Origin of the sequence: Kutzneria sp. CA-103260 (assembly GCF_018263855.1) — a bacterium.
In the GTDB taxonomy this organism is placed as follows: domain Bacteria; phylum Actinomycetota; class Actinomycetes; order Mycobacteriales; family Pseudonocardiaceae; genus Kutzneria.
This window is the reverse complement of the sequence record NZ_CP073318.1, coordinates 2,122,827-2,144,176: the sequence shown is the minus strand read 5'-3', so window position 1 is coordinate 2,144,176 and position 21,350 is coordinate 2,122,827. Positions and strand designations below refer to the sequence as shown.

Annotated in this window: 19 protein-coding genes; 11 read left to right on the top strand and 8 right to left on the bottom strand. The window is 69.7% G+C overall.

The features are described 5' to 3' along the window. Positions 1-287 precede the first annotated feature (287 nt). On the bottom strand, positions 288-560 hold the full coding sequence (locus tag JJ691_RS09510) for a hypothetical protein (RefSeq protein WP_211768408.1): 273 nt from the start codon (positions 558-560) through the stop codon (positions 288-290). Positions 561-781: 221 nt separating this feature from the next. Between JJ691_RS09510 and JJ691_RS09505 the strand changes: the two genes are divergently transcribed. Further along, positions 782-3,550 carry a helix-turn-helix transcriptional regulator gene (locus JJ691_RS09505; protein ID WP_211768407.1) on the top strand — a complete coding sequence of 923 codons (2,769 nt, stop codon included), beginning with the start codon at positions 782-784 and terminating at the stop codon, positions 3,548-3,550. 1 nt (position 3,551) lies between these two features. On the opposite strand, the gene JJ691_RS09500 is transcribed toward JJ691_RS09505, so the two are convergent. Next, complete coding sequence (locus JJ691_RS09500) at positions 3,552-3,935, bottom strand: winged helix-turn-helix transcriptional regulator (RefSeq protein WP_211768406.1); 384 nt, start codon at positions 3,933-3,935, stop codon at positions 3,552-3,554. A 73-nt stretch (positions 3,936-4,008) separates the two neighbouring features. Between JJ691_RS09500 and JJ691_RS09495 the strand changes: the two genes are divergently transcribed. Continuing rightward, positions 4,009-4,935 (top strand): NADP-dependent oxidoreductase, encoded by a 927-nt coding sequence (locus JJ691_RS09495; RefSeq protein ID WP_211768405.1) that lies wholly within the window; start codon positions 4,009-4,011, stop codon positions 4,933-4,935. Here the strand turns inward: JJ691_RS09495 and JJ691_RS09490 are convergent. Both JJ691_RS09490 and JJ691_RS09485 read right to left on the bottom strand, forming a co-directional pair. Continuing rightward, positions 4,925-6,169: a cytochrome P450 gene (locus tag JJ691_RS09490; protein WP_211768404.1), complete on the bottom strand. Its 1,245-nt coding sequence runs from the start codon at positions 6,167-6,169 to the stop codon at positions 4,925-4,927. The genes JJ691_RS09495 and JJ691_RS09490 overlap by 11 nt on opposite strands. Before the next feature lie 27 nt (positions 6,170-6,196). Beyond that, the gene (locus JJ691_RS09485) at positions 6,197-7,822 is read right to left on the bottom strand and encodes an FAD-dependent oxidoreductase (protein ID WP_249227794.1); all 1,626 of its coding nucleotides are present in this window, start codon (positions 7,820-7,822) and stop codon (positions 6,197-6,199) included. 415 nt (positions 7,823-8,237) lie between these two features. Between JJ691_RS09485 and JJ691_RS09480 the strand changes: the two genes are divergently transcribed. The 8 genes from JJ691_RS09480 (at position 8,238) to JJ691_RS09445 (ending at position 14,270) form a co-directional block, all read left to right on the top strand. Then, positions 8,238-8,468 carry a hypothetical protein gene (locus JJ691_RS09480; protein WP_211768403.1) on the top strand — a complete coding sequence of 77 codons (231 nt, stop codon included), beginning with the start codon at positions 8,238-8,240 and terminating at the stop codon, positions 8,466-8,468. Continuing rightward, the gene (locus JJ691_RS09475; RefSeq protein ID WP_211768402.1) at positions 8,465-10,081 is read left to right on the top strand and encodes an AMP-binding protein; all 1,617 of its coding nucleotides are present in this window, start codon (positions 8,465-8,467) and stop codon (positions 10,079-10,081) included. Before JJ691_RS09480 ends, JJ691_RS09475 begins: the two co-directional genes overlap by 4 nt. A gap of 13 nt (positions 10,082-10,094) precedes the next feature. Beyond that, on the top strand, positions 10,095-10,883 hold the full coding sequence (locus JJ691_RS09470; protein WP_211768401.1) for a ferritin-like domain-containing protein: 789 nt from the start codon (positions 10,095-10,097) through the stop codon (positions 10,881-10,883). Then, on the top strand, positions 10,880-11,395 hold the full coding sequence (locus JJ691_RS09465) for a PaaI family thioesterase (RefSeq protein WP_211768400.1): 516 nt from the start codon (positions 10,880-10,882) through the stop codon (positions 11,393-11,395). Before JJ691_RS09470 ends, JJ691_RS09465 begins: the two co-directional genes overlap by 4 nt. A 13-nt stretch (positions 11,396-11,408) precedes the next feature. Next, positions 11,409-11,681, top strand: coding sequence for an acyl carrier protein (locus JJ691_RS09460; RefSeq protein WP_211768399.1), 273 nt, complete (start codon positions 11,409-11,411; stop codon positions 11,679-11,681). Next, the gene (locus JJ691_RS09455; RefSeq protein ID WP_211768398.1) at positions 11,678-12,508 is read left to right on the top strand and encodes an SAM-dependent methyltransferase; all 831 of its coding nucleotides are present in this window, start codon (positions 11,678-11,680) and stop codon (positions 12,506-12,508) included. Before JJ691_RS09460 ends, JJ691_RS09455 begins: the two co-directional genes overlap by 4 nt. 13 nt (positions 12,509-12,521) lie before the next feature. Next, complete coding sequence (locus tag JJ691_RS09450; RefSeq protein WP_249227793.1) at positions 12,522-13,367, top strand: acyl-ACP desaturase; 846 nt, start codon at positions 12,522-12,524, stop codon at positions 13,365-13,367. Positions 13,368-13,451: 84 nt separating this feature from the next. After that, the gene (locus JJ691_RS09445) at positions 13,452-14,270 is read left to right on the top strand and encodes an amidohydrolase family protein (RefSeq protein WP_211768397.1); all 819 of its coding nucleotides are present in this window, start codon (positions 13,452-13,454) and stop codon (positions 14,268-14,270) included. Here the strand turns inward: JJ691_RS09445 and JJ691_RS09440 are convergent. Continuing rightward, complete coding sequence (locus JJ691_RS09440; RefSeq protein WP_249228208.1) at positions 14,263-14,889, bottom strand: TNT domain-containing protein; 627 nt, start codon at positions 14,887-14,889, stop codon at positions 14,263-14,265. The genes JJ691_RS09445 and JJ691_RS09440 overlap by 8 nt on opposite strands. A 199-nt stretch (positions 14,890-15,088) precedes the next feature. Continuing rightward, the gene (locus JJ691_RS09435; RefSeq protein ID WP_305874574.1) at positions 15,089-15,877 is read right to left on the bottom strand and encodes an SAM-dependent methyltransferase; all 789 of its coding nucleotides are present in this window, start codon (positions 15,875-15,877) and stop codon (positions 15,089-15,091) included. 264 nt (positions 15,878-16,141) lie between these two features. Here JJ691_RS09435 and JJ691_RS09430 point away from each other — a divergent pair, with 264 nt between their 5' ends. Next, positions 16,142-17,182, top strand: a complete 1,041-nt coding sequence (locus JJ691_RS09430; protein WP_211768394.1) for an alpha/beta fold hydrolase — start codon at positions 16,142-16,144, stop codon at positions 17,180-17,182. 31 nt (positions 17,183-17,213) lie between these two features. Here JJ691_RS09430 and JJ691_RS09425 read toward each other — a convergent pair whose 3' ends face one another. Together JJ691_RS09425 and JJ691_RS09420 are read right to left on the bottom strand one after the other, a co-directional pair. Beyond that, entirely contained in the window at positions 17,214-18,410 is a 1,197-nt protein-coding gene (locus JJ691_RS09425; RefSeq protein ID WP_249227792.1) for an AI-2E family transporter, read from the bottom strand. A 221-nt stretch (positions 18,411-18,631) separates the two neighbouring features. Then, positions 18,632-21,340 carry a cation-translocating P-type ATPase gene (locus tag JJ691_RS09420; RefSeq protein WP_211768393.1) on the bottom strand — a complete coding sequence of 903 codons (2,709 nt, stop codon included), beginning with the start codon at positions 21,338-21,340 and terminating at the stop codon, positions 18,632-18,634. Positions 21,341-21,350: the final 10 nt, after the last annotated feature.

The window sequence follows — 21,350 nt, the reverse complement described above, 5'->3', positions numbered from 1 at the left end:
TTCGCGACGCGGGCGGCGGCGATCGCACAACCAGAGATCCCGTTACAGCAGGCCGAGTTCTGTCCGAGGTGACACCACCGTTCGGACAGAACTCGGCCCACCGTGGCGACCCGGTGCCGCCGAGGGTCGTGTCCGCTGTCCGCGGTGGACCAGCCGATGCCCCCGCATCCAGCAGACGCTGCGGGCACGCGCCTTCGGGGAACATCGGCCGGTCCGGCTCGACACAGGTCGGCAATTGGGCATGCACGGTGACGCATAGACATTCCGAGCGGCGCACGGCGAACTCGTCAGCGGATCACCGAAGCCAACATGATCATCGACTGCGCCGATTGCCGTAACACCGGAATCGCGAATCCGAGCGCGGCGGCCATCCACCGCGGCGCCCGTTTTTCACGTGCGATGTGTATACACTTTCCGATTCGTCGATGCGGGATGAACGGAGCGGCGCAGGTCAACGGGGAGTTCGCGGCCACGAAGGCGCCGCACAGCGCCGATTCCAACGCCGATGATGATCGAAAAGGCCGATAACGGGCACGATCGGCCACGGCGGCGGAATGCAATCCGATGAGTGTAAGACCGTGCAAGGATCGATGCCCGCACGCCGTCGACAGTTGACGCGAGCTTGACCCACCAATCACGCGTACCGTAGTTTTTTCGAGGTGGTGGAGCCATACCGACAACAGCTATGACGATAATCGGGCGGACGCCGCGCCCGATCCACCAATAAAATTGAATAACACCACGTGACCGAGAGATGAATCACCACGACTGGGGGCAGTTCGTGCAACGGGCTCTCGAGAAGCTCACGGAACCGCCGGCCTCGGCCGCGTGGCCGCTGCGCGGCCATGACGAGCCGATCCGCCGCATCAAGCGGCTGATGCGCGAGACGACCGAGCAGCACCAGGGACACCTGGCGCTGCTGGTCTCCGGCGCCGGCACCGGCAAGACCAGGCTGCTCCTCGAAGCGATGTCGTTGGCCGCGCAGAGCGGCTTCACGGTGCTCGACGGCGCGCCGAAGTCGCTCACCACGGTCGGCCCTCGCCACGGCCGCCACGACAACGACCAGATCAGCTGGCTCGACGGGCACCTGCGCCGCGGCCCGGTGCTGGTGGTGCTGGACGACGTGCAGTGGACCGACCCGGCGATGCTGCGCGCCGTCGGCGCGCTGACATCCAGGCTGGACGACGCACCGGTGCTCTGGCTGTTCGCGCTACGTGCCGAGCACGCGGAGTCGGCCAACGGCCTGTGGCTGCGGAACCTGGCGCGGACCTGCCGAAGCGAGTGGCTCGGGCCGCTCGAGCCGTTGTCCGGCGATGCCGTCGTCGACATCGTCGGCGACCTGCTCGGCGCGGTTCCGGACGACGACCTGGTCATGATCTGCGAAAGCGTCGGCGGCACCCCGCAGGCCATCGTCGACCTGGCGCTCGGGCTCCGGGAGCAGGGCTTGATCACCGTCGACGACCGCGGCGCGCGGCTCGTCTCGGGGCCGCTGACCTCGGGCATCCCCTGCGCTGTCGTCGCCGAGCCCGGCGCGCAGCTGCCGCGGCCATTGCTCCAGGTTGTGCGCGGCCGCCTCAGTGAGCTCTCGTCACGGGCCCAGGACGTGTTGCAGGTCGCCGCGGTGCTCGGCCGCGGCTTCGCCCCGACCGACCTCGCCGAGATGCTGAACGAGCCGCCCGCCCAACTGCTGGGACCGCTGCGGGAGGCGCTGGACTCGAGGCTGCTCAGCTGCGGCGGCGGGGAGTTCGCCTTCCACCGCGAACCGGTGTGGCAAGCGGTGCTCGACACCGTGCCCGAACCACTGCGGTCGATGTTGCACCGGCAGGCCGCCACGATGCTGCTCGGACGCGGCGAGGACCGGCCCGAGGCCGCCGCGGTGCACCTGGTGCACTGTGCCGAGACCGGCGACGCGCACGCCATCGCCACCATCCGCGAGGCCGCCCAGCGGCTGCTCCCCGCCTCGCCGCACGCCGCCGCGGCGCTGGCCACCCGTGGCATGGAGATCACGGAGCCGGCCGGCCCGGACCACATCGCGCTGGCGATCACGGCGACCGCGGCGCTGGTCCGGCTGGGTGAGCTGACCAGGGCCATCGACCTCGCGCGAGCGTTGCTGCCGGAGAACGGCCACCCGTCGGCGATGCGCCCGCTGCGCATCTGGCTGGCCACCGCGCTGATGCTCCGCGGCGACTCCTCCACGTGGGACGTGTCGCAGGAGATCTTCGGCACGGGTTCCGTCGACGGCGCCGATCTGCCGCCAAGCCTGTTGCTGTTGAACGCGTTGTCCCACAACAACCGGGCCGCCGTGATCGGACTCGCCGACCGGGTGCTGGCGGTCCCCGGCGCACACTGCGACGACGTCCGGGCCGCGGCGTTGAACGTGCGGGCGATGGCCAGCTGGTGCGACGGCCGGATCGATGATGCGCTCGCGACCGTGGAGGAGGCGGTACGGCTTCGCGAACAGCTCAACCGGATGTGGCATTTCGATCCACTGTGGACGAAGGCCTGGCTGCTGACCCGGATCCGCCGACTCGACGAGGCGCTCGCCGTGGCCGAGGCCGCCTACCGCGCGATCGAGGCCGAGCGGATGGACGTGCTCATCCCGGTTCCGCTCGCCCTGCGCGCGACGATCCTGCTCGCCAAGGGCGACATCACCGCGGCCGAAGCGGACGCGACGGCCGGCCTCGCCGCGTCGGACATGACGGAGATGCCGCTCTACGAGCCGCAGTTGCGGGCGGTGCTGGTGATCATCGCCCTACGCCGCGGCGATCTCGCCGCCGCCGCGGACGGGCTCCAGAAGCTGGCCGAGGCCTCGCCGGCCGAGCGCGCTCGGCCGTGGTCGGCGGTGCGCTGCACGCTCGCCGGGTTGGTCGCCTTGGCCCGGCGCGGACCGCGGGCTGCGATCGACGAGATCGGCGAGGTGCTGGCCGACCCCGCTCTGCGCACGCAGTTCGTGCTCGAGGACCCGTCGGTGGCGGCGTGGACGGTGCGCACCGCACTCGCGGCCGACCAGCGTCGCACCGCCGAACTCATGGTGGCCACCGCCGAGGAGATCGCCGCGGCCAACCGCGATCACGGCGTGGTGGCCGCGGCCGCCCGGCACTGCCGGGCGCTGCTGGACGGCGATGTGCAGGCGTTCGCCGGCATCGAGGACCTGTACGGCGACCCGTGGGCGGCCGCGTCGGTCATCGAGGACATCGGCTCGCTGCACTGCGACACCGACCGCGAGCAGGCAGTCGAGGAGCTCAACCGCGCGCTGGCGAGCTACGACGAGCTGGGCGCCGAATGGGACTCGGCGCGGATCCGGCACAAGCTCCGGCAGCTCGGCGTCCGGCGACGGCACTGGAGCCACGAGGCCCGGTCCGAGGCCGGCTGGGGCAGCCTCACCGGCACCGAGGAGAAGGTCGCGCGGCTGGTGGCCAGGGGCCTGACCAACCGCCAGGTGGCCAGCGAGCTGTTCATCTCGCCGCACACCGTGGGTTTCCATCTGCGCCAGATCTACCGCAAGCTGTCCATCCAGTCCAGAGTGGACCTCGCTCGGATCGCGCCGTGACTCAGCCGTGCTGGGCGGCCGGCTCGGCATCGGCGTCGAGCGCGTCGAGGACCGCTTCGCCGTTCGTCTTCGCCCACTCGGTCAGCGTGTGGATCGGATCGATCAGCGTCGCCCCGAGCGGGGTGAGCTCGTACTCGACGCGGGGCGGCGCCTCGGCGTAGGCCTGGCGGCGGACGAGTCCGTGCGACTCGAGTCGTCGCAGCGTCTGGGTGAGCACCTTGCGAGAGATGCCGCCGCCGATCAACTCGATCAGCTCGCCATGGCGCACCGGGCCTTTGCTGAGGCCGGCGAGCACGACCACGGTCCACTTGTCGGCGATCAGCTCGACCGCCAGCCGCGCCGGGCAGTCGGCGAGAAAGGAACCACCGGGACCGAACTCGCTCATGACATCGAAGGGTACCTGGCGGTTCCTGTCGGAAACCTACTCTGGGGTTCTCCCACCCAGAGCCAGGAGAGTCATGCGAGTCATCACCCAACAGAAGCTCGGCGGTCCCGAGGTGCTCACCATCGTGGACGCGCCCGCGCCCCGGCCGCTGCCGACCGAGGTCCTCGTCCGGGTCAAGGCGATCGGGCTGAACCCGCTGGAGGCGCGCCTGCGCGCCGGCGAGTTCCCGCTGATCGGCCAGCCGCCGTTCATCCTCGGCTGGGACGTCAGCGGTGTGGTCGAAGACGCGCAGACATGGCGATTCAGGCCCGGCGACGAAGTGTTCGGGATGTCGCTGTTCCCGCGGGCGGCCAACGCGTATGCCGAAGTCGTGTCTGCTCCGGCATTGCACCTGGCCCGCAAGCCGGCGTCGCTCTCGCACGTCGAGGCTTCGGCGTTGCCGGTCGTCGGGCTGACGGCGTGGCAGGGCCTCGTCGACCTCGCCGGCGTGACCGCGGGCGACCGCGTCCTGGTCCACGGCGGTGGCGGCGGGGTCGGCCACGTCGCGATCCAGATCGCGAAAGCCCTCGGCGCGCACGTGATCGCGACCGCCAGCGGGAGCAAGCGGGAGTTCGTCGAGGGCTTCGGCGCCGACGAGGTGATCGACTACACGGCGGTCGACTTCACCGAGGTGGTCAGTGACGTCGACGTCGTGCTCGACACGCTCGGCGGCGACACCGTCGAGCGGTCGCTCGCAGTGCTCCGCTCAGGCGGTCACCTGGTGACGGCGGTCGCCGAGGAGGATTCCGAGCTCGCCGCCAAGTTCGAGGCGGCCGGCATGCGCTTCAGCGGCATCGCGGTCGACCCCGATCCGGTCGCGCTGCGAGGTCTCGTCGAACTCGTCGAGCAGGGCAGGCTCCGGGTCCACGTGCAGGAGACGTTCCCGTTCGAGCGCGTCGCCGACGCGCACCGAATGCTCGACGGCGGTCACCTCCAGGGCAAGCTCGTCCTCACCGTCTGACGCCGTCGATGTCGACGAGGAGGTGGCGAGGACCACGCAGGCTCGGATTCGCCCGGTACGGAGGCGGATCGGCGACGAGTCGGGGATTGCGCAGCCGGTGTGCGAGTTCGGTGAGGGCGATTCGCGTCTCGGGACGGGCCAACGGTGCGCCGAAGCAGTAGTGGATGCCGCCGCCGAAGCCCAGGTGTTCGTTGTGCGCGCGATCCGGGTCGAAACGGTCCGGGTCGGAGACCACGGCGGGGTCGCGGCTGCCGGCGGCGAGCACGAGCGTCACTCGCGACCCCGCGGGGATGGTGGTGCCGGCGATGTCGATGTCGTCGAGGGTGTTGCGGCTTTCGGCCAGGAAATGCACCGGTGGTTCGTAACGCAGGAGTTCCTCGACCACCCGGGCGGCCAGATCGGGTTCGTCGCCGCGACGGAGCCGGTCGAGCACCGCTGGGTGCCGCAGCAGGGTGAGCATGCCGTTGGCGATGAGGTTGACCGTCGTTTCGTGGCCCGCGACGAGCAGTAGCGCCGCGTTGCTCAGCACCTGTTCTCGCGTGATCGGCTCTTCCTCGCCGCCACCGCGCAGCAGTCCGGAGAGCAGGTCGTCACCGGCGGGCCGGCCGGCGCGGGCATCAAGCAGGGCGGTGAAGTACTGCCCCAGGTCGGCGTTGGCCTTGACCCGTTGACGGTATCGCTCCGCGATTCCTCCGGTGGTCGGGTCGACGGACTTGACGAGCGCGTCGGACAACGCCTGGAAACGCGCCTCGTCCTCGCGAGGCACGTCCAGCAACCGGCAGATCACCGTGACCGGGAACGGATAGGCGAACTCGTCGACGATGTCCACGCGAGTCCGGTCCGCGAAGTCGTCGATCAGGCCCGTGACGATCTCGCGCATGTCGGGGAGCATGTCGTCGATGCGACCGGGACGGTGCGGCGGCCCGAAATTCCACGTCAGCAGGCGCCGGGTTCGGTCGTGCTCGGGTGGGTCGATCCGGATGAAACTCGGTGGCAGCCCGGGAAGACCCTCCCCGGGCACGGAGCCGTCGGCGCCCACCTCGGGAATGTTGCGTAGATCCGAGCTCACGCGCGGGTCGTGCAGCAGGGCCACGATCTCCTGGTAGGTGCTCACCACGTAGCTGCCGTCCTCGACCCGCCGCACCGGTGTCTGGCGTAGCTCGGTGTAGAGCGGGTACGGGTCGGCGCGGTTGGAGTGGTCGAGGACCTGCTGCCAGACGCTGCTTCCGGTCATGGTGGGCATCTCCGGCATGGATGGGTGTCACAGGTAGGGTCTGCGGACCAGGGCGGCCCGCCGCTGGCTGGGGGTGTGGCCGGTGACCACGACGGTGGCCTGATAGGTGGGCATCTCCGGCACCTCGGCCGGGACCGGGTGACCGCCGGCGGGCTGGTCGACGGTGCGGACAGTGGGCGGGAACGGCGCCGCCTGGTTGATCAGTCCGGCGTAGAACTCCAACCACTTCGACTGGTTGAAGGCGACCGCGGCGGTGACGCGCCCGCGGTAGCCGTAGACGGCGACGAAGCGGCGTTGGGCCACCGATCCCTGGGCGATGAGGACGTGGTCGGCGTAGGTCGGGACGCCGACCGACTTGATCTCGGCGTCGAACTGGGTGGACCAGAACTCGGGCAGCCTCAGGTGCGGCCAGCGTCGGCTCTGAGGGCTGATCATGTTGTGGGCGGCGATCTCCGCCTGGGCGACGGCGTTGCCCCAGTGCTCGAGGGCGAGGTACTGGAACCCGTAGACGGGATGGGGGAAGCGCGCCACGTCACCGGCGACGAACACGTCGTCGGTCACGACGCCGTTGACATCCACGGCGCGACAGCCGGCATCGCACGCCACCCCCCAAGGCCCGGCCGCCAGCCCCGAGCCCTCCAGCCACTCGACGTTGCGGACGCTGCCCAGCGCGGCCACCGCCACGTCGACCTCCACGGTGCTGCCGTCGGACAGTCGGGCTCGCCGCAGCCGGCCGTCCCGGTCGCCCTCCAGCGCCTCGACCTGAACGCCGCAGCGCAGGTCGACCCCGTGGTCGCGGTGCATCTGCGCCGCGACACGGCCGATCACCGCGCCCAGGGCCCCCGCCAGCGGGGCGGGTCCCCGATCGATCACGGTGACCGGCACGCCCAACTCGCGGCAGGCGGACGCCACCTCGGAGCCGGTGAACCCGGCGCCGATGACCAGCACCCGGCCGGGGCCGGCGGACAGACGCTGCCGCAGTCCATCCGCGTCCTCCGGGGTGCGGATCGTGTACACCCCGTCGAGCCGGGCCTCTGTCCCCTTCGGCCACGGGCGGGCCCGCACCCCGGTCGCGATGAGCAACCGGTCGAATCCCACGCGCTGGCCGTCGGCCAAAATGACTCGCTTGCCGGCCAGGTCGAGACCCGCGGCCGCGACTCCCAATCGCCACTGCACGTCGAACTCGCCACGACGGGGCAGCACGGTCCCCCGTGCCGAAGCCTGGCCGATCAGGACCTGCTTGGACAGCGGCGGCCGGTCGTAAGGGACGTGGGGTTCGTCCCCGATCATGGTCAGCGAGCCGGTGAAGCCGTCCCGACGCAGCACCGAGGCGGCCCGCAGGCCGGCCAGTGACGCCCCGACGATGACAACGCGCCCAGTGCGCTCAGCCGCTTCCTCAGGGCCGCCCAAGGTCCCGACCGCCGCCGCCTCACGCGGCGGGTGCGGCTGCCAGCGCTGTCCGTCCTCCGCGTCAATGACGATGGCTTGAACCGGGCAGGCCGCGACAGCCCGCTCGATCTTCTCCTGCTGTCCCTGGTCCGGATCCGAGTCGTACAGCAACGCCTCGTCACCCCGCATGACGAACACCTCTGGTGCGGCGAACGCGCACTGCGCGTATCCCTGGCACCGAGTGAGGTCCACGATGACCTTCATCAAGGCCTCCGTTCCCGAACCCCGCGAAGCCCGTTCTTTCGGCGAACCACGACATGGTCGAGTTCCAGCATCCGCCCGCATGTCCGGCCGTGGCCACGCTATGCATGGCGGATAGGCGTCACTGGCACGGTGCGGCGGGACAGGAACAGGGCGGTCAGGCGGCCGCCCGCGTGGATCAGTGCTCGTCGAAATAGATCGCGTGCACCTCGCGGGCGGCGTACGCCAGCAGGCGAACGCGGCCTCGAACAGTCGAAGCGCCTGCCGAGCGGGGGCCATTTCGGTGGCCTCTTGTGAAGAACCTGTCTTTGGCCAATCCTATTGGTGGACGTGGGGAGGTCCCCTTTTCGGACGGCCACGACAGGCTGCCGGATACCCATGTGAAGAACCCGACGGAAATGGCGGAGACTTGCTCAAGTTGGACTATGAGGTCGACAAGGAGGTCGACAAGAAAAATATTTGCAAGCTGCTCAGGACTGACATCTTCACCATGCTTTACCTACCACATCGCTTTCTGAGCCTCGCTCGGACCGCTGATGAAGCGCCGGCCGCGTTGCGCACGCGCATCCTGACCTCGGACCTGCTGCCGGACACGCTCGGCCAATGGCGGCCTCGCGTGCTGGCGACCATCGACGGGTTGGCGGGATGAGCCTGCACGCCGCGCTGGAGCGCACCGCGGCGGCCGCGCCGGCCGCGGCCCTGACCTTCGTCAGCGAGCATGAGCGACTGCGCGTCGACCAGCTCTGTGAGCAGTCGCGGGCGATGGCAGGAGCCTTGGCCCGCAACGGGATCCGGCCGGGTGACCGGGTCGGTGTGCTGTGCGCCAACGAATCCGCGTTCTTCCGCTGCCTGTTCGCGCTGAGCCGGCTCGGCGCGACCGCGTGCCCGCTGCCGTTGCCCACGACCGGGCGTGACGGCTACGTCGCCAAGGTCAGCGGCGTGCTCGCGGTCGCGGACGCCCGAGTGGTGCTGGTCTCCCGCAAGGTGGACAGGCTGCGCCGGCTGGTCGGCGACGCGGTCGGCGACGCCCGGGTGATCGTGGTCGACGACCTGCCGGCCGCGGCCGGCGTGGACGGCGTCGACATCGCCGACCAGGACGACCTGATCGTGCAGTTCACCTCGGGCAGCACCGCCAGCCCCAAGGGCGTCCGGCTCACCCACGCGAACGTGCTCGCCGGCGTCGACGCCATCAGAACCGGCATCGACCTCGGCCGGCCGGGCGACAAGCCGGCGATATGGCTGCCGCTGTTCCACGACATGGGCCTGTTCGGCACGCTCACCGCGCTGCTGACCGGGGTGTCGATGAGCGTGTGGGCGCCGTCGGCGTTCGTGAAGGACCCGGCCCGCTGGCTGCGCGCGATCTGCGACGGCGGGTACACCGCTTGGGCGCTGCCCAACTTCGGCTACGACTACCTGCGCCGGGCGGTACCGGCCGACGAGGTCCCCGACTACGACCTGAGCCGGCTGCGGGTGGCGCTCAACGGCGCCGAGCCGATCGCGCCCGACTCCGTCGCGGCCTTCACCGAGCACTTCGGGCCCGCCGGGTTCCGGCCGGAGGCGATGCTCTCGGTGTACGGGCTGGCTGAGGCGACGCTGGCCGTGACGTTCCCTGAGTTGGGCACGCGGCCGGTCGTCGACTGGGTCGACAGGGCGGCGCTGGCGGACGAACGGCGGGCCGTGCCGGTCGCCGCCGGCGCCCCTGGCGCGCGCGGCGTGGTCGCGCTCGGTGGCCCGGTGCGGGGACTCGACGTGCGCATCGCCGATCCGGAGAACTGCCGACCACTCGGCGAGCGGAACCTCGGCGAGGTGCAGGTGCGCGGGCTCTCGGTGACCACGGGCTATCTCGGCGCGACCGCGCAACCCTTCTCGGCCGACGGCTGGCTGCGCACCGGGGACCTGGGCTACTTCGCCGGCGGGCAACTGCACGTGACCGGTCGCAGCAAGGAGATGCTGATCGTCCGGGGCGGCAACTTCTATCCCGAGGACATCGAAGCCGCGGCACGTGCCGATCCCGGCGTGCACCGCAGACGTTGTGTCGCCTTCGTCAGCGATGGCGACGGTGACGGGACCATCGTGCTCGTCGCGGAGTCCACAGTGGACTCCGAGGTGGAGCGGGACAAGCTGGCCGGCCGGCTGCGCGAGCTGGTCAAGGCCGTCACCGGCCTCGACCAGCTGCGGGTCGTGCTGGTCGGCCCGCACGCCATTCCACGTACCAGCAGCGGAAAACTCCAGCGGATCGCGTCGCGGACCGCGTTCACCTGACGCCGGGAGAACTGTGCATACCTTTGAGGTTTTCAAGCAGTACGAGCGCAATCACTGGCAGCTCAGGGACATCGACTTCGACGCCGTGCGCACCGATCTCGTCCGGCCCGAGTACGTCACGATGGCCAAGAGCGGCGTGATGGGCGAGTCCAACGTCATCGCGGCGGTGCACGGCTTCCTCAACGAGTTCGTCGACGACTACGACTTCTCCACCTTCGCGGTGGTGTGGGGCTACCAGGAGGTGCAGCACCACTACGCGTTCAAGAGCTGGCTGGCCGCCGTCGGCGAGCACGTGCCCGACGCCACGGTGCAGGCCATGCGTGAGCCCTACGCGCCGGGCACCACGCCATCGGCGACGCTGGCCACCAACGTCATCTCCGAGCTGACCGTCAACCACGTGTACCGCAGGGTCGCCGCGGCCGTCGAGGAACCCGTCCTGCGGCAGATCCTGACCAACGCCAGCCTCGACGAGGCCGGCCACGCCAGGGAGTTCATCCACTTCGTCAAGCAGCGACTGGCGGCGCATCCGGAGGAGACGGCGTCGGTGCTGGAGACGCTGTACGTCTACACCTCCGACGGCCGGATCAAGCACCCGGTCAGCATGTTCAAGAGCAACCTGACCGAGCTGGCCGACCACGAGACCATCGACACCGGCTTCGAGCTGTTCCTGGAGCAGATCGCCGACGCCGGTGAGCTCGAGGAGCTGCAGGACAAGATCCGCAAGGTGTTCGGTGGCATCGTGGACGTGGACCTGTCCAGCAACGGCCGGGTGCGCCGGGCGCTGGCCGAGGCCATCGCGTGACCGGCGGGCCGATCGAGGTCCCGTGGAACGTGCTGTCGGACTACCGCTGTTTCGGCTGTTCTCCCCGCAACGAGCACGGGTTGCGGCTGCGGTTCGAGCGGGCCGAGGACGGCATCGCGTGCCGGCTCCGGTTCGACCGGTCCTTCGAGTCCTATCCCGGCATGGTGCACGGCGGTGTCATCACCACGGTCTGCGACGAGATCATGGGCAAACTGCTGGTGCTGCGGACAGGCGTCATCGTGCTCACCACCACCCTCCGCACCCGGTTCGTCTCCTCGCTCGCCGTCGGGCAGGACTACCGGTGCGTGGCCGGCACCCACGTGCGGGCCGGTGACGAGGGGCCGTACCGGGCATGGGCCGAGGTGCACGGCGCCGACGGCACACTGGCCGTCACCGCGGCCGGGCAGTACCAGCCGGTGACCGCCGAGCAGGCCCGGGAGCGCATCACCATGACCGACGCCGAGGCACAACTGGTCGCCGGCGCGCTCGCGCTGGCCAGTTCCGAGTACTGACAGGAGATTCGAGATGGACACGACTGCTGATTTCGACGACATCGTGGCGACCGTGACGGCGATGGTGGTCGAGCAGGTCGGCGAGGACGCGGCGAAGGCGGGGCCGGACGCCGATCTGACCGCGATGGACGGCGTCGACTCGGTGAAGGTGCTGCGGGTGGTGGCGGCCATCGAGCGCACCTACGACATCGAGTTGGAGGACGAGGACGTCTTCGGGGTCAAGACGATCAGGGACGTCGCCAAGTGCGTCAGCGCCGCGGTGCGCGACAAGGTCGGCGCCCGGTGAAGGTGGCCGACACCAACCAGCACTACGACCTGGACCCGCGGGTCTTCGAGCTCTACCTCGACCCGACAAGGAAGTACAGCTCGGGCCTGTACCGGTCCGCCGGCGACACCCTGGAGGCCGCGCAACAGCACAAGCTGCACTACGTCGCCGACCGGTTGGGTCTGCGGCCGGGGCAGTCGCTGCTGGACATCGGCAGTGGTTGGGGTGCGCTGATCCTGTTCATGGCGGCCAACTACGGCGTGCGGACGCAGGGCATCAGCCCGGCACCGCACCAGCGGGAGCACATCGAGCGGCGGGCGACCGAACTCGGCCTCACCGACCGGGTGTCGGTGCACACCGGCCACTTCGAGGAGTACGAGCCGCAGCCGCGCGGCGTCGACGCGATCACGATGCTCGGCTCGATCGTGCACATGCCCAACCTCGACGCGGTGTTCGCCAAGTGCTGGCGGGCACTGCGGCCGGGCGGCATGCTCTACGTGTCGGAGAGCTGCTACCGCAACGCGGCGCGGCGGGCCGAGTTCGCCGAGCGCGCCAACTCCGTGTTCGTCCGCGACTCCATCTTCGGGTGGGGCGACATGCGGCCACTGTCGGAACTGGTCCGTGGAGCGGAGGACGCCGGCTTCGCGATCACCGCCGTCGACGACCTCACCCCGCACTACCACCGCACCATCGAGGACTGGCTGGCCAACGTGGCGCGTAACGCGGCGGAGCTGGACGCCCTTGAGGACGGGTTGGCGGCCAAGCTGACCCGCTACCTGGAGACGGCCAACGCGGGCTGGGGTTTCACCACCAAACACTACGCGCTGGTGTGCCGGCGCGGGCGCTAGGAAGAAGGTGACCGTGATCGGCGGAAAGCTCATCACGACGGACGACGTGGACTCGGCGGTACGCGCGTTCATGCGCACCACGCCGCCGCAGCAGCGTTGGGACGTCGAGTTCAGCTTCGACTGGAGCACAGCCGACGCCGATCGGCTCACCGTGGGCGAGCGCTCGGCCGTCGAGTTCGTGACGATCATCGAGGACCACCTGCCCGGCTATTTCGCCATGTACGACCGGTACTTCCCGGTCGACGGCAGCGTCGACCTGCCCACCTTCGCGCACAACCGCGAGCTGTACCACTTCTCGGTGCGGTGGGCCCAGGAGGAGGACACCCACGCCCGCGTGTTGGAGCAGTACCAGATCGCGTCCGGCATGGCGCAGCCGCAGCAGCTGCGCACCGCGCTCGCCGTGGAGGGGCAGAAACTGTTCGACCTGCCCTACGAGCACGCGGTGCAGTTCTTCACCTATCCACTGGTGCAGGAGAAGGCCACCCAGATCTACTACCAACACCTGCGCCAGGCGGTCGGCGACCCGCTGCTGCGGGACATCCTGACCCGGCTGAGCCGGGACGAGGCCAGGCACTTCTCGTTCTTCGCCGACGTCGTGCAGAAGTACCTGCAGCGCTACGGCGACGCGATGGCCGACCCGATCAGGGACGTGATCGCCGAGTTCCGGATGCCGCTCGCGGACACGATCCGAGGCTACTGGCGGTGGGCGCTGCGCATCGCCGACGTCGCCAGGTACGACCACACCGAGGCATACGAGTACCTGATCAAGGTGATCAACCGCGCGGTGGACGCGAAATCCGACAAGGTCACGGAGCTGGTGGCCTTCGTCGAGGCGTGTCGCACGCTGTCGGTGCGGTGACCGTCTCCGCGCGCGGGCGGTAGACCGGGCTCGCGTCATCTATCTGCCGGATGCCGACTGGTCAGGGCGCGGATACTCGATGGCATGCCTGTCATCGACGTGTGGATGCAGCACCCGACACCGCGTTTCCTGCGGGACAGCATGTTCGCCTCGATTCTGCGGTGGACCGGCGACCGGCTGCCCGAGTCGATTCCGATCGGCGCGACGGTCGCCGCCATGGACGAGGCCGGCGTCGACATCGGCTTGATCAGCGCCTGGCACGGCCCACAGGGCGCACTGATCAGCAACGACGAAGTCGCCGGTTTCGTCGCCGAGGCGCCGGGCCGATTGCGCGGGCTGGCCACGGTCGACCTGATGCGTCCCCAGCACGCCGTGCGTGAGCTGCGCCGTGCCGTGCACGAGCTCGGCTTCGTCGGGCTACGGATAGTGCCGTGGTTGTGGGGGTTGCCGCCGAACGACCGCCGCTACTATCCGCTGTACGCCGAATGCGTTGAGCTCGGCGTGCCGTTCTGCACCCAGGTCGGGCACACCGGGCCGCTGCGCACTTCTGAGACCGGGCGGCCGATCCCGTATCTTGACGACGTCGCGCTGGACTTCCCCGGTCTGACCATAGTGGCCGGGCACATCGGGTATCCGTGGACCGAAGAGATGATATCGGTGGCGCGTAAGCATGTCGGCGTGCACATCGACACCAGCGCCTACACCGTCAAGCGCTATCCGCCCGAGCTGGTCCGCTATCTCCGCGGTGACGGACGGGAGAAGGTGCTGTTCGGCACCAACTACCCGATGCTCACCGCCTCGCGGGCGCTGCGTGACCTGGCTGCGCTGGGGCTGGATCAGCAGAGCCTAGACCAGTTCCTCGAAGGCAACGCGCGCCGTGTGTTCGGACTGTCCACTACCTGACACGCTCGAGATATCCCTTCTCCAGCAACCACGTCACAGTGAGCTTGGCCGGTGCGCCTGACACCCAGCGGGAGTCCAACTGGTACTGAGTGCCGCCGCCTGCTTGTCGGAACCACGGCGCGACCGGCCCGGAGTCGACGATGAACGGCCGCACCACGCGGTAGTCGTGGTAGTCGCATCGCGCCGGCGGGGTGCCGACGAGGTTCTGCGGCGGGATTGAGCGATCGGTGTAGGACAGTCCCTCGGGAGCGAGGAACGATCCACCCTCGTCGCCGAAGCGGTCGATGTTCACGCCTGGCGCGAGTCGCCGCTGCGACACCTCGGGGCGACCGTCCGGTCCGATGACGTAACCGTCGCCAGGCGGGTACCGCCAGCCACCCGCGCCGGCTTTGGCTTCCGGGTCCCAGAACCTGGCCAGGAACTGCCGAATGGAAAGGTCGCCGGTGCGCTTGTAGCCACGAACCACGCGTCCGAGCGGGCCCGCCGTCGGCAGATCGAGCGGGCCCAGTCGCCGGTCATTGTCGAAGAACGCCGCCGAGCACTCGGTCGGCGGGGTCGACCGGGAAACAGCTTGAGCTGCGACCGGGCCGCTCACCAACGCCAGGCCGGCGACAGTCACCGTAGTCAACACACGACGCAACCACATTGCACGCTCTCCTCAGGCAGGTGCCGTCAAGGTCAGTCGTGAGTGAACTGTCCGGGACTGTCCGATGTCGATCGTCTGACCGACTGATCAACACGGGTAGCCCGTTCGCCATGGCGCTCGGCCATCCAGGTCACGCGCAGCCGAGGACGCAGCATGCCCGCCGAAGGGCCCGTCACGCTTTCCGCGCCACCGCTGCCAACATCGAGTCGTGCCAAGGGGTGTCGTCCACCGGGCGCGCCGAATCCGGACGCCAGCACGACGGGTAGACCAGCCCGGGGTCGAGCATTTCCAGGCCGTCCAGCACCGCCGCGATCCACTCCCGGGACCGGGGGGTCGCGGAGCTGGTCAGCGATTTGGTCATCTCGAGCACCGCACCGAGCTCCAGCATGTCCCGCTGGCGCTGGTCGAGCGTGGTGTGCGAGAGCACGACGTGACTGCCGGGGGCGAGCAGGGACTTGTACCGGGCCGCCATGGCCGCTGCCTCGTCGGCGTCCGGCAGGTAGTACAGCGACGCGGTCATCAGCAGGCCGATCGGTTCCTCGAAGTTCAGCAGCCGACGGGTGACCGGGTTCCTGAGCACGGCGGTGACGTGTCGCATGTCGGCCTCCACGATGCCCACGCCCGTCTCCCCGCCGAGGGTCAGCATGCTGTGCGCGACCGCGACTTCCTCGTTGTCGACGTAGACCACGCGGCTGTCGGGCAGCACCCGCCGGGCCATCTGGTGCACACTCTCGCCGGTCGGGATGCCCGAGCCGAGATCAAGATACTGGCGCACGCCCGCCTCGGCGCAGGTGATCACCGCCCGCCGCAGGAACGCCCGGTTGGACCGCGCGGCAGCCCGCAGCCAGGGCATCCGTTCGATGGCCCGCTCGGCCCACTCGCGGTCCACGGCGAAGTTGCAGGCGCCGCCGATGAGATAGTCGTACACCCTGGACGGACTCGGTCTGCTCAGATCGACCACCCAGGGTACGGGTCTTGACGCCTTCTCACCCACAAAATCACCTCTCCGAGGTGAGCGACCGTACCGGACGCCGATGTCGACAGTGATCAACACCACCCGTTCGTCGGCACCGAATACCCTTTCAGCGCAGAGAAATCAGCCGCCCGGACGGTTACCTCATCACGCCGAATTTCACACGATCGTGTCGAGCCGGTGTCGCCGGGGCCGAGCGGGGATAGCGTCCCAGGCCGCCAACGCTTCCCGCCGCCTGGAGGCACTTTCCCCATGAGACTGAGACCCTTGGCCGCTCTCGCGGCATCCCTCGTCGCCGGCTGCTCGCTGCTCGCCGTCGCGCCCACCGCATCCGCCGACCCCGCCCACTGTTCCGAATACAACCTGCCAGTGTCCACCAACCCGCTGTTACCGCTGACCATGCACGGGCAGTTGTGCCTGCCGGCGGGCACTGTCTCCGGCACGGTGCAGCTGCTGCTGCACGGCGCCACCTACAACAGGATGTACTGGGACCTGCCCTACCAACCCGGCACCTATTCGTACCAACAGGACATGGCCGCCAACGGGCTGGCCACCTTCGCCGTCGACGAGATCGGCGTCGGGCAGAGCACCCGGCCGTTGAGCGCCGTGATCACCGGCGCCATGCAGGCCGCTGCCGTGCACGTGGTCGTGGGCGACCTGCGCGCCGGCGCCGTCGGCGGCATCGCCTTCGGCAAGGTCGTGCTCGTCGGCCACTCCGCCGGCTCGGCCATCTCGATCATCGAGGCGGCCAACTACCACGACGTGGACGGCGTGCTGCTGACCGGCATGACCCACCTGCCCAACGCCCCCGTCGTGATCGACGACGTCGCCCTCGGCCTGCATCCGGTGACGCTGGACCCGCAGCTGGCCCCGCGCGGCGGCGATCCCGGCTACCTCACCACCGTTCCCGGAAGCCGCGGCACGATGTACTACTCCGCCGGCGATCTCGACCCGCTCGCGGTCGCCGCCGACGAGACGTACGCCAAGGACCAGGTCTCCGCGAGCAGCCTGCTCGACATTGTCGGGGTGGGGCTGGCGAGCCCGATCTCGCTGAACATCACCGCGCCGGTGTTCCTCGTCGACGGCACCAACGACACCGGCTTCTGCGGGCTGTTTCGCGACTGCGCCTACGCCGGCACGTTGCAGGACGAGGAGGCCCCGTACTTCGCTCCCGCCGCCCACCTGACGACCTACGTGTTGCCCGGGTCCGGACACTCGGTCGCACTCGCCGCCAACGCCTCGCTGTACCGCGACGCCAGTCGCGCCTGGCTGAGCCAGTACGTCGGCATCTGAGCGCACGACCGGGCCGCGGTGGTCAGCGCCCTCAGCCGTGGCGCTGACCACTGCGGCGCCGATGCTGTCCGGTCGCCTTCCTCCCCCGCCCCGCGCCGGCCGTCCGCGACGGGACGAACGAGCGCAACCGGTGGTGCTCGGCCCGTGGCGGCGCCCGAAGCAGCGCGGCGACCCAGCCGGCCTGCGGATCGATGTCGACCAGCACGACCATGAGCAGCAACGTCGCCGGTATCGCCAGCAGCAGGCCCAACGGGCCGAGCACCCAGGCCCAGAACACCATCGCCATGAACACGGTCGCGGCGGAAAGCCCGACGGCGTCGCCCACATAGCGCGGCTGGATCAACGACTGCGCGACGAAATTGACCGCCGTGTAGACCAGGATGACGATCAGCGTGAGTCGCCAGCCGCCGGTGAGCAGGGCGAGCACCGCGGGCGGGAGCAGCCCCAGGGCGAACCCGACGTTCGGAATATAGTTGGTCACGAACGACAGCAGGCCCCACAGCACCACCAGCGGAATGCCCAGCCACGCCAGCGCGATCGTGTCCAACGCGGCCACGATCAGTCCGAAGATCGTGGTGACGACCAGGTACCGCCGGGTTCTGCGGGTGAAGCCCTTCATCGCGACGGTGACCTGGGGGCGCGCCGCGGCGATCTCCAGCAGCCTCGCGTCGATGCCGGTGGCCTCCATACTGAGGAACAGCAGGAGCGCGAGCAGGAACACGACGTTTGTCGTCACCCCGGTCAGGTCGGCCAGTAAGGCGCCGACCAGGGACAGCAGCTTGCCGGCGTCCAGCCCACCGGCGACATGGCGGAGCTCCGCCGAGCCGACCCCGAACCGGCCCAGCGCGTCAGTGGCCTCGGCGACGAGCGCCTGCAACCGATCGGTGTACTGGGGCAGCAGCGTGGCCAGCTTCGCGACGGAGACGATCATCACCACGCTGAACGCGATGAGCACGCCGTAGACCAGCAGGACGAGCGCCAGCGTCGCGGCCCAACCGGGGACCCGGTGCCGCCGCAACCACTGGTGCACCGGGCTGATCACGATCACGATGACGAGCGCCAGAAACGTCGGCGCGATCAGCCACGCCGCCGCCCTGATGCCGGCCACCGCGACGACCAGCGCGGCGGCGCCCAGGAGGATCACCAGACCGCGTGGCATCACCGCGCCGGCACGCGGTGCGGCCGCCGAATCGGCCTCGCTCCGGCCGGCTGCGGTCGGAGTCGTCACCCGCCGAAGCCGCATTCGTCGCTGCGTGCGGCACGCCGCTCGCACCCCGGCCCGGGTCCCCCGCCCGACCTGGCGCCGAGTCGCCGTTCCCAACCTCAGCGCTCCTCGATCACCACCCGGCATGGCCGTCACTGTGGCACGCCCGCAACGGCAAGCTCCTCATCCGCCCGGGGTGATACGGTCCCCGGCGTGGCGTCGGTCTCCGCGTCACAGCCCTCGCGTCACGTTCGACGGGACCATTCGCGGGCCGCCAGTTTGCCCAGTTCCCACACCGCCAGCAGCACCACCGGCGGCACCATCGCCCAGCCGAACTGCAGCACGTTCAGCTCGGTGGTGCCGAGCAGTCGCTGGAACCCGTCCATCTGCGTCACCAGCACCGCGAGGACGAACTCGCCGAGCACCACCCAGTTCAGCTGCTTGCTGTCGAACGTGTCCGTCGTCAGCACGGACGCGGTCTCGCTGCGGCATTCGAGGGCGGCCACGATGAGGCACAGCGCGAACGTGGTGAACGCGATCGTGTTGGCGACACGTGGATCGCCGAAGCGGGACTCGCCCAGGTACAGGACCGCGAGCAGCATCGCACTGATCACCAGGCCGGCCGCGCCGACCGTCACCATCACCGCGTTGCTCACGACCGAGGCGCCACGGGCACGCGGGGCGCGGGCCATGAGGCCGGGGCTCTCCCGGTCGAACCCGAGCGCGAAACCGAAGGCCGCGTTGACGACGAAGTGGATCCACAACACCTGCCCGGGGTGGAACGGTTCCCCGGCCGCGATGTCGAACAGCGCCGCCCCGAGAAAGGTCAGCACGAACACGACCAGCAGGACGAGAACGAACCGGATGTACTTGGTGAGGTTGTCGTAGATCTTGCGACCCTGCTCGACCGCGAACACGATGGTGGCGAAGTTGTCGTCGGACAGCACCATCCGGCCGGCGTTCTTGGCCACCTCGGTGCCGCTGCCCATCGCGATGCCGATGTCGGCGGCCTTGATGGCCGGGGCGTCGTTGACGCCGTCGCCGGTCATCGCGACCACATCGCCCTTCTTCTTCAGCGTCTCGGCCAGCAACACCTTGTCCTCGGGGGCGACCCGGCCCAGCACACCGATCCCGTCGATGCGAGCCAGCCGCTCGGCCTCGGGCAGGGCGGCGAAGTCGGCGCCGAGCATGGCGTCGCCGGTGATGCCGAGCTGCTCGGCGATCGCGGCGCCGGTGATGACGTCGTCCCCGGTCACCATGCGGACGCGGATGTGCGCCTGCTGCGCGCTGGCGACCGCCGCCTTCGAGGTGTCCCTCGGCGGATCGACCATGCCCACCAGGCTCGTGACCCGCAGCCCGGTGACATGACCGAGCAGGTCGCCGTGCGGGTCGAATCCTTCGGGGTCGATGTCCCGCGTGGCGGCGGCCATCACGCGTTTGCCCTCGCCCTCCATCCGCTCCAGGTGCGCCTGGGCGCCAGCGGACAGGTCCCGGTCCCATGGAACGGTTTTCTCACCGGCCAGGGCGGAGGCCGCCCTGGACAGCACGGCCGGGGCCGCGCCCTTGACGAAGCAGCGGACGACCGGGCGCCCCGAGTCGTCCTGGGCCTGGTGGAACGTCGCCATCAGCTTGTAGGTCGGGTCGAAGGGCAGGGTGGCCAGCCGGGGAAACGCCGCGCGAGTGGCCTCGACGTCGATGCCGGCCTTGTGCCCCAACACGAGCAAGGCCCCCTCCGTGGGATCGCCGACGACCTTTCCCTCGACGAGCTTCGCGTCGCTGGCCAGCAGGTAGGGCAGGATGGCGTCCTCGATCGTGTCCGTGGCCCCGGCCACGCGATGCACGCTGCCCGCCAGGTCGTACCCGCTGCCGGAGATCGTGTAGCGATCGGTGGGGTCCACGACCTCGACCGCGGTCATCTGGTTCATCGTGAGGGTGCCGGTCTTGTCGGAGTTGATCGCCGAGGTGAACCCGAGCGTCTCCACCGAGGGCAGGTCCTTCACGATCGCGTTGCGCTGGGCCAGGTCCACGCCGCCGAGCGAGAGGATGGTCTGGGTGACGGTCGGCAGGGCCTCCGGGATCGCCGCGATCGCCAGCGAGACCGCGCCGACGAACAGCGCGTCCCAGGTCTGCCCCCGGCTGAGCCCGAGCACGAACATCACGATCATGGTCAGCCCCGCGGCGGCGGCGATCCACAGGGTGAGCCGGTCGAGCTCGCGGGTCAGCGGTGACTGCTCCGGCGGCGTGGCCGCCAGCATCCCGGAGATCCGGCCCAGCTCCGTGGCGGAACCGGTCGCGGTGACGACCATCGTGCCGCTGCCGTGGGTGACGGGGGTGTGCATGAACGCCATGTTCACCTGGTCCCCCGGACCGAGCCGGACAACCGGGAGCGGCTGCGCGCTCTTGGCCGCGGGCACACTCTCGCCGGTCAGCGCCGACTCGTCGATCTGCAGCGAACTGGCGCTCAGGATCCGCCCGTCCGCGGGGACCTCATCGCCGGCCGCGAGCAGCACGATGTCGCCCACGACGAGCTCCTCCGCCGGGACGACCGCCTCCGCCCCGTCCCGACGCACCCTGGCCGTCGCCTTCATCATCGACCGCAGCGCGTTCATCGCGCTGTCGGCCTTGCCCTGCTGCCGCAGTCCAACAACCGCGTTCAGCACGGTCAGGACCGCCAGCAGGATCGCCGTGGTCCATTGCTGGATCGCCAGCGAGACCACCGCGGCGACGACCAGAATGATCTGCATGTAGCTGCGGTACTCCTCGAGGAACCGCAGCCAGCCGGGCCGTGGTTTCTCCTCCGGCAACGCGTTGGGGCCGTTGGCGCGCAACAACTCCGCCGCGCGGGCCGCGGACAGCCCGCGGGCCGGATCGACACCGAACGCGGCAGTGGTCTCCTCGGCGGTGCGGGCGTACCACGGTCCGGCCGACACCGGGACGTCGAAACGTCGCGTCATCTCGTCACCT

Bases quoted from the DNA above. Each gene is read 5' to 3' on its own strand.
- JJ691_RS09430 (WP_211768394.1), top strand. From the start codon at position 16,142: ATGAGACTGAGACCCTTGGCCGCTCTCGCGGCATCCCTCGTCGCCGGC.
- JJ691_RS09485 (WP_249227794.1), bottom strand. From the start codon at position 7,822: ATGAAGGTCATCGTGGACCTCACTCGGTGCCAGGGATACGCGCAGTGC.
- JJ691_RS09445 (WP_211768397.1), top strand. From the start codon at position 13,452: ATGCCTGTCATCGACGTGTGGATGCAGCACCCGACACCGCGTTTCCTG.
- JJ691_RS09475 (WP_211768402.1), top strand. From the start codon at position 8,465: ATGAGCCTGCACGCCGCGCTGGAGCGCACCGCGGCGGCCGCGCCGGCC.
- JJ691_RS09460 (WP_211768399.1), top strand. From the start codon at position 11,409: ATGGACACGACTGCTGATTTCGACGACATCGTGGCGACCGTGACGGCG.
- JJ691_RS09500 (WP_211768406.1), bottom strand. From the start codon at position 3,935: ATGAGCGAGTTCGGTCCCGGTGGTTCCTTTCTCGCCGACTGCCCGGCG.
- JJ691_RS09495 (WP_211768405.1), top strand. From the start codon at position 4,009: ATGCGAGTCATCACCCAACAGAAGCTCGGCGGTCCCGAGGTGCTCACC.
- JJ691_RS09420 (WP_211768393.1), bottom strand. From the start codon at position 21,340: ATGACGCGACGTTTCGACGTCCCGGTGTCGGCCGGACCGTGGTACGCC.
- JJ691_RS09490 (WP_211768404.1), bottom strand. From the start codon at position 6,169: ATGACCGGAAGCAGCGTCTGGCAGCAGGTCCTCGACCACTCCAACCGC.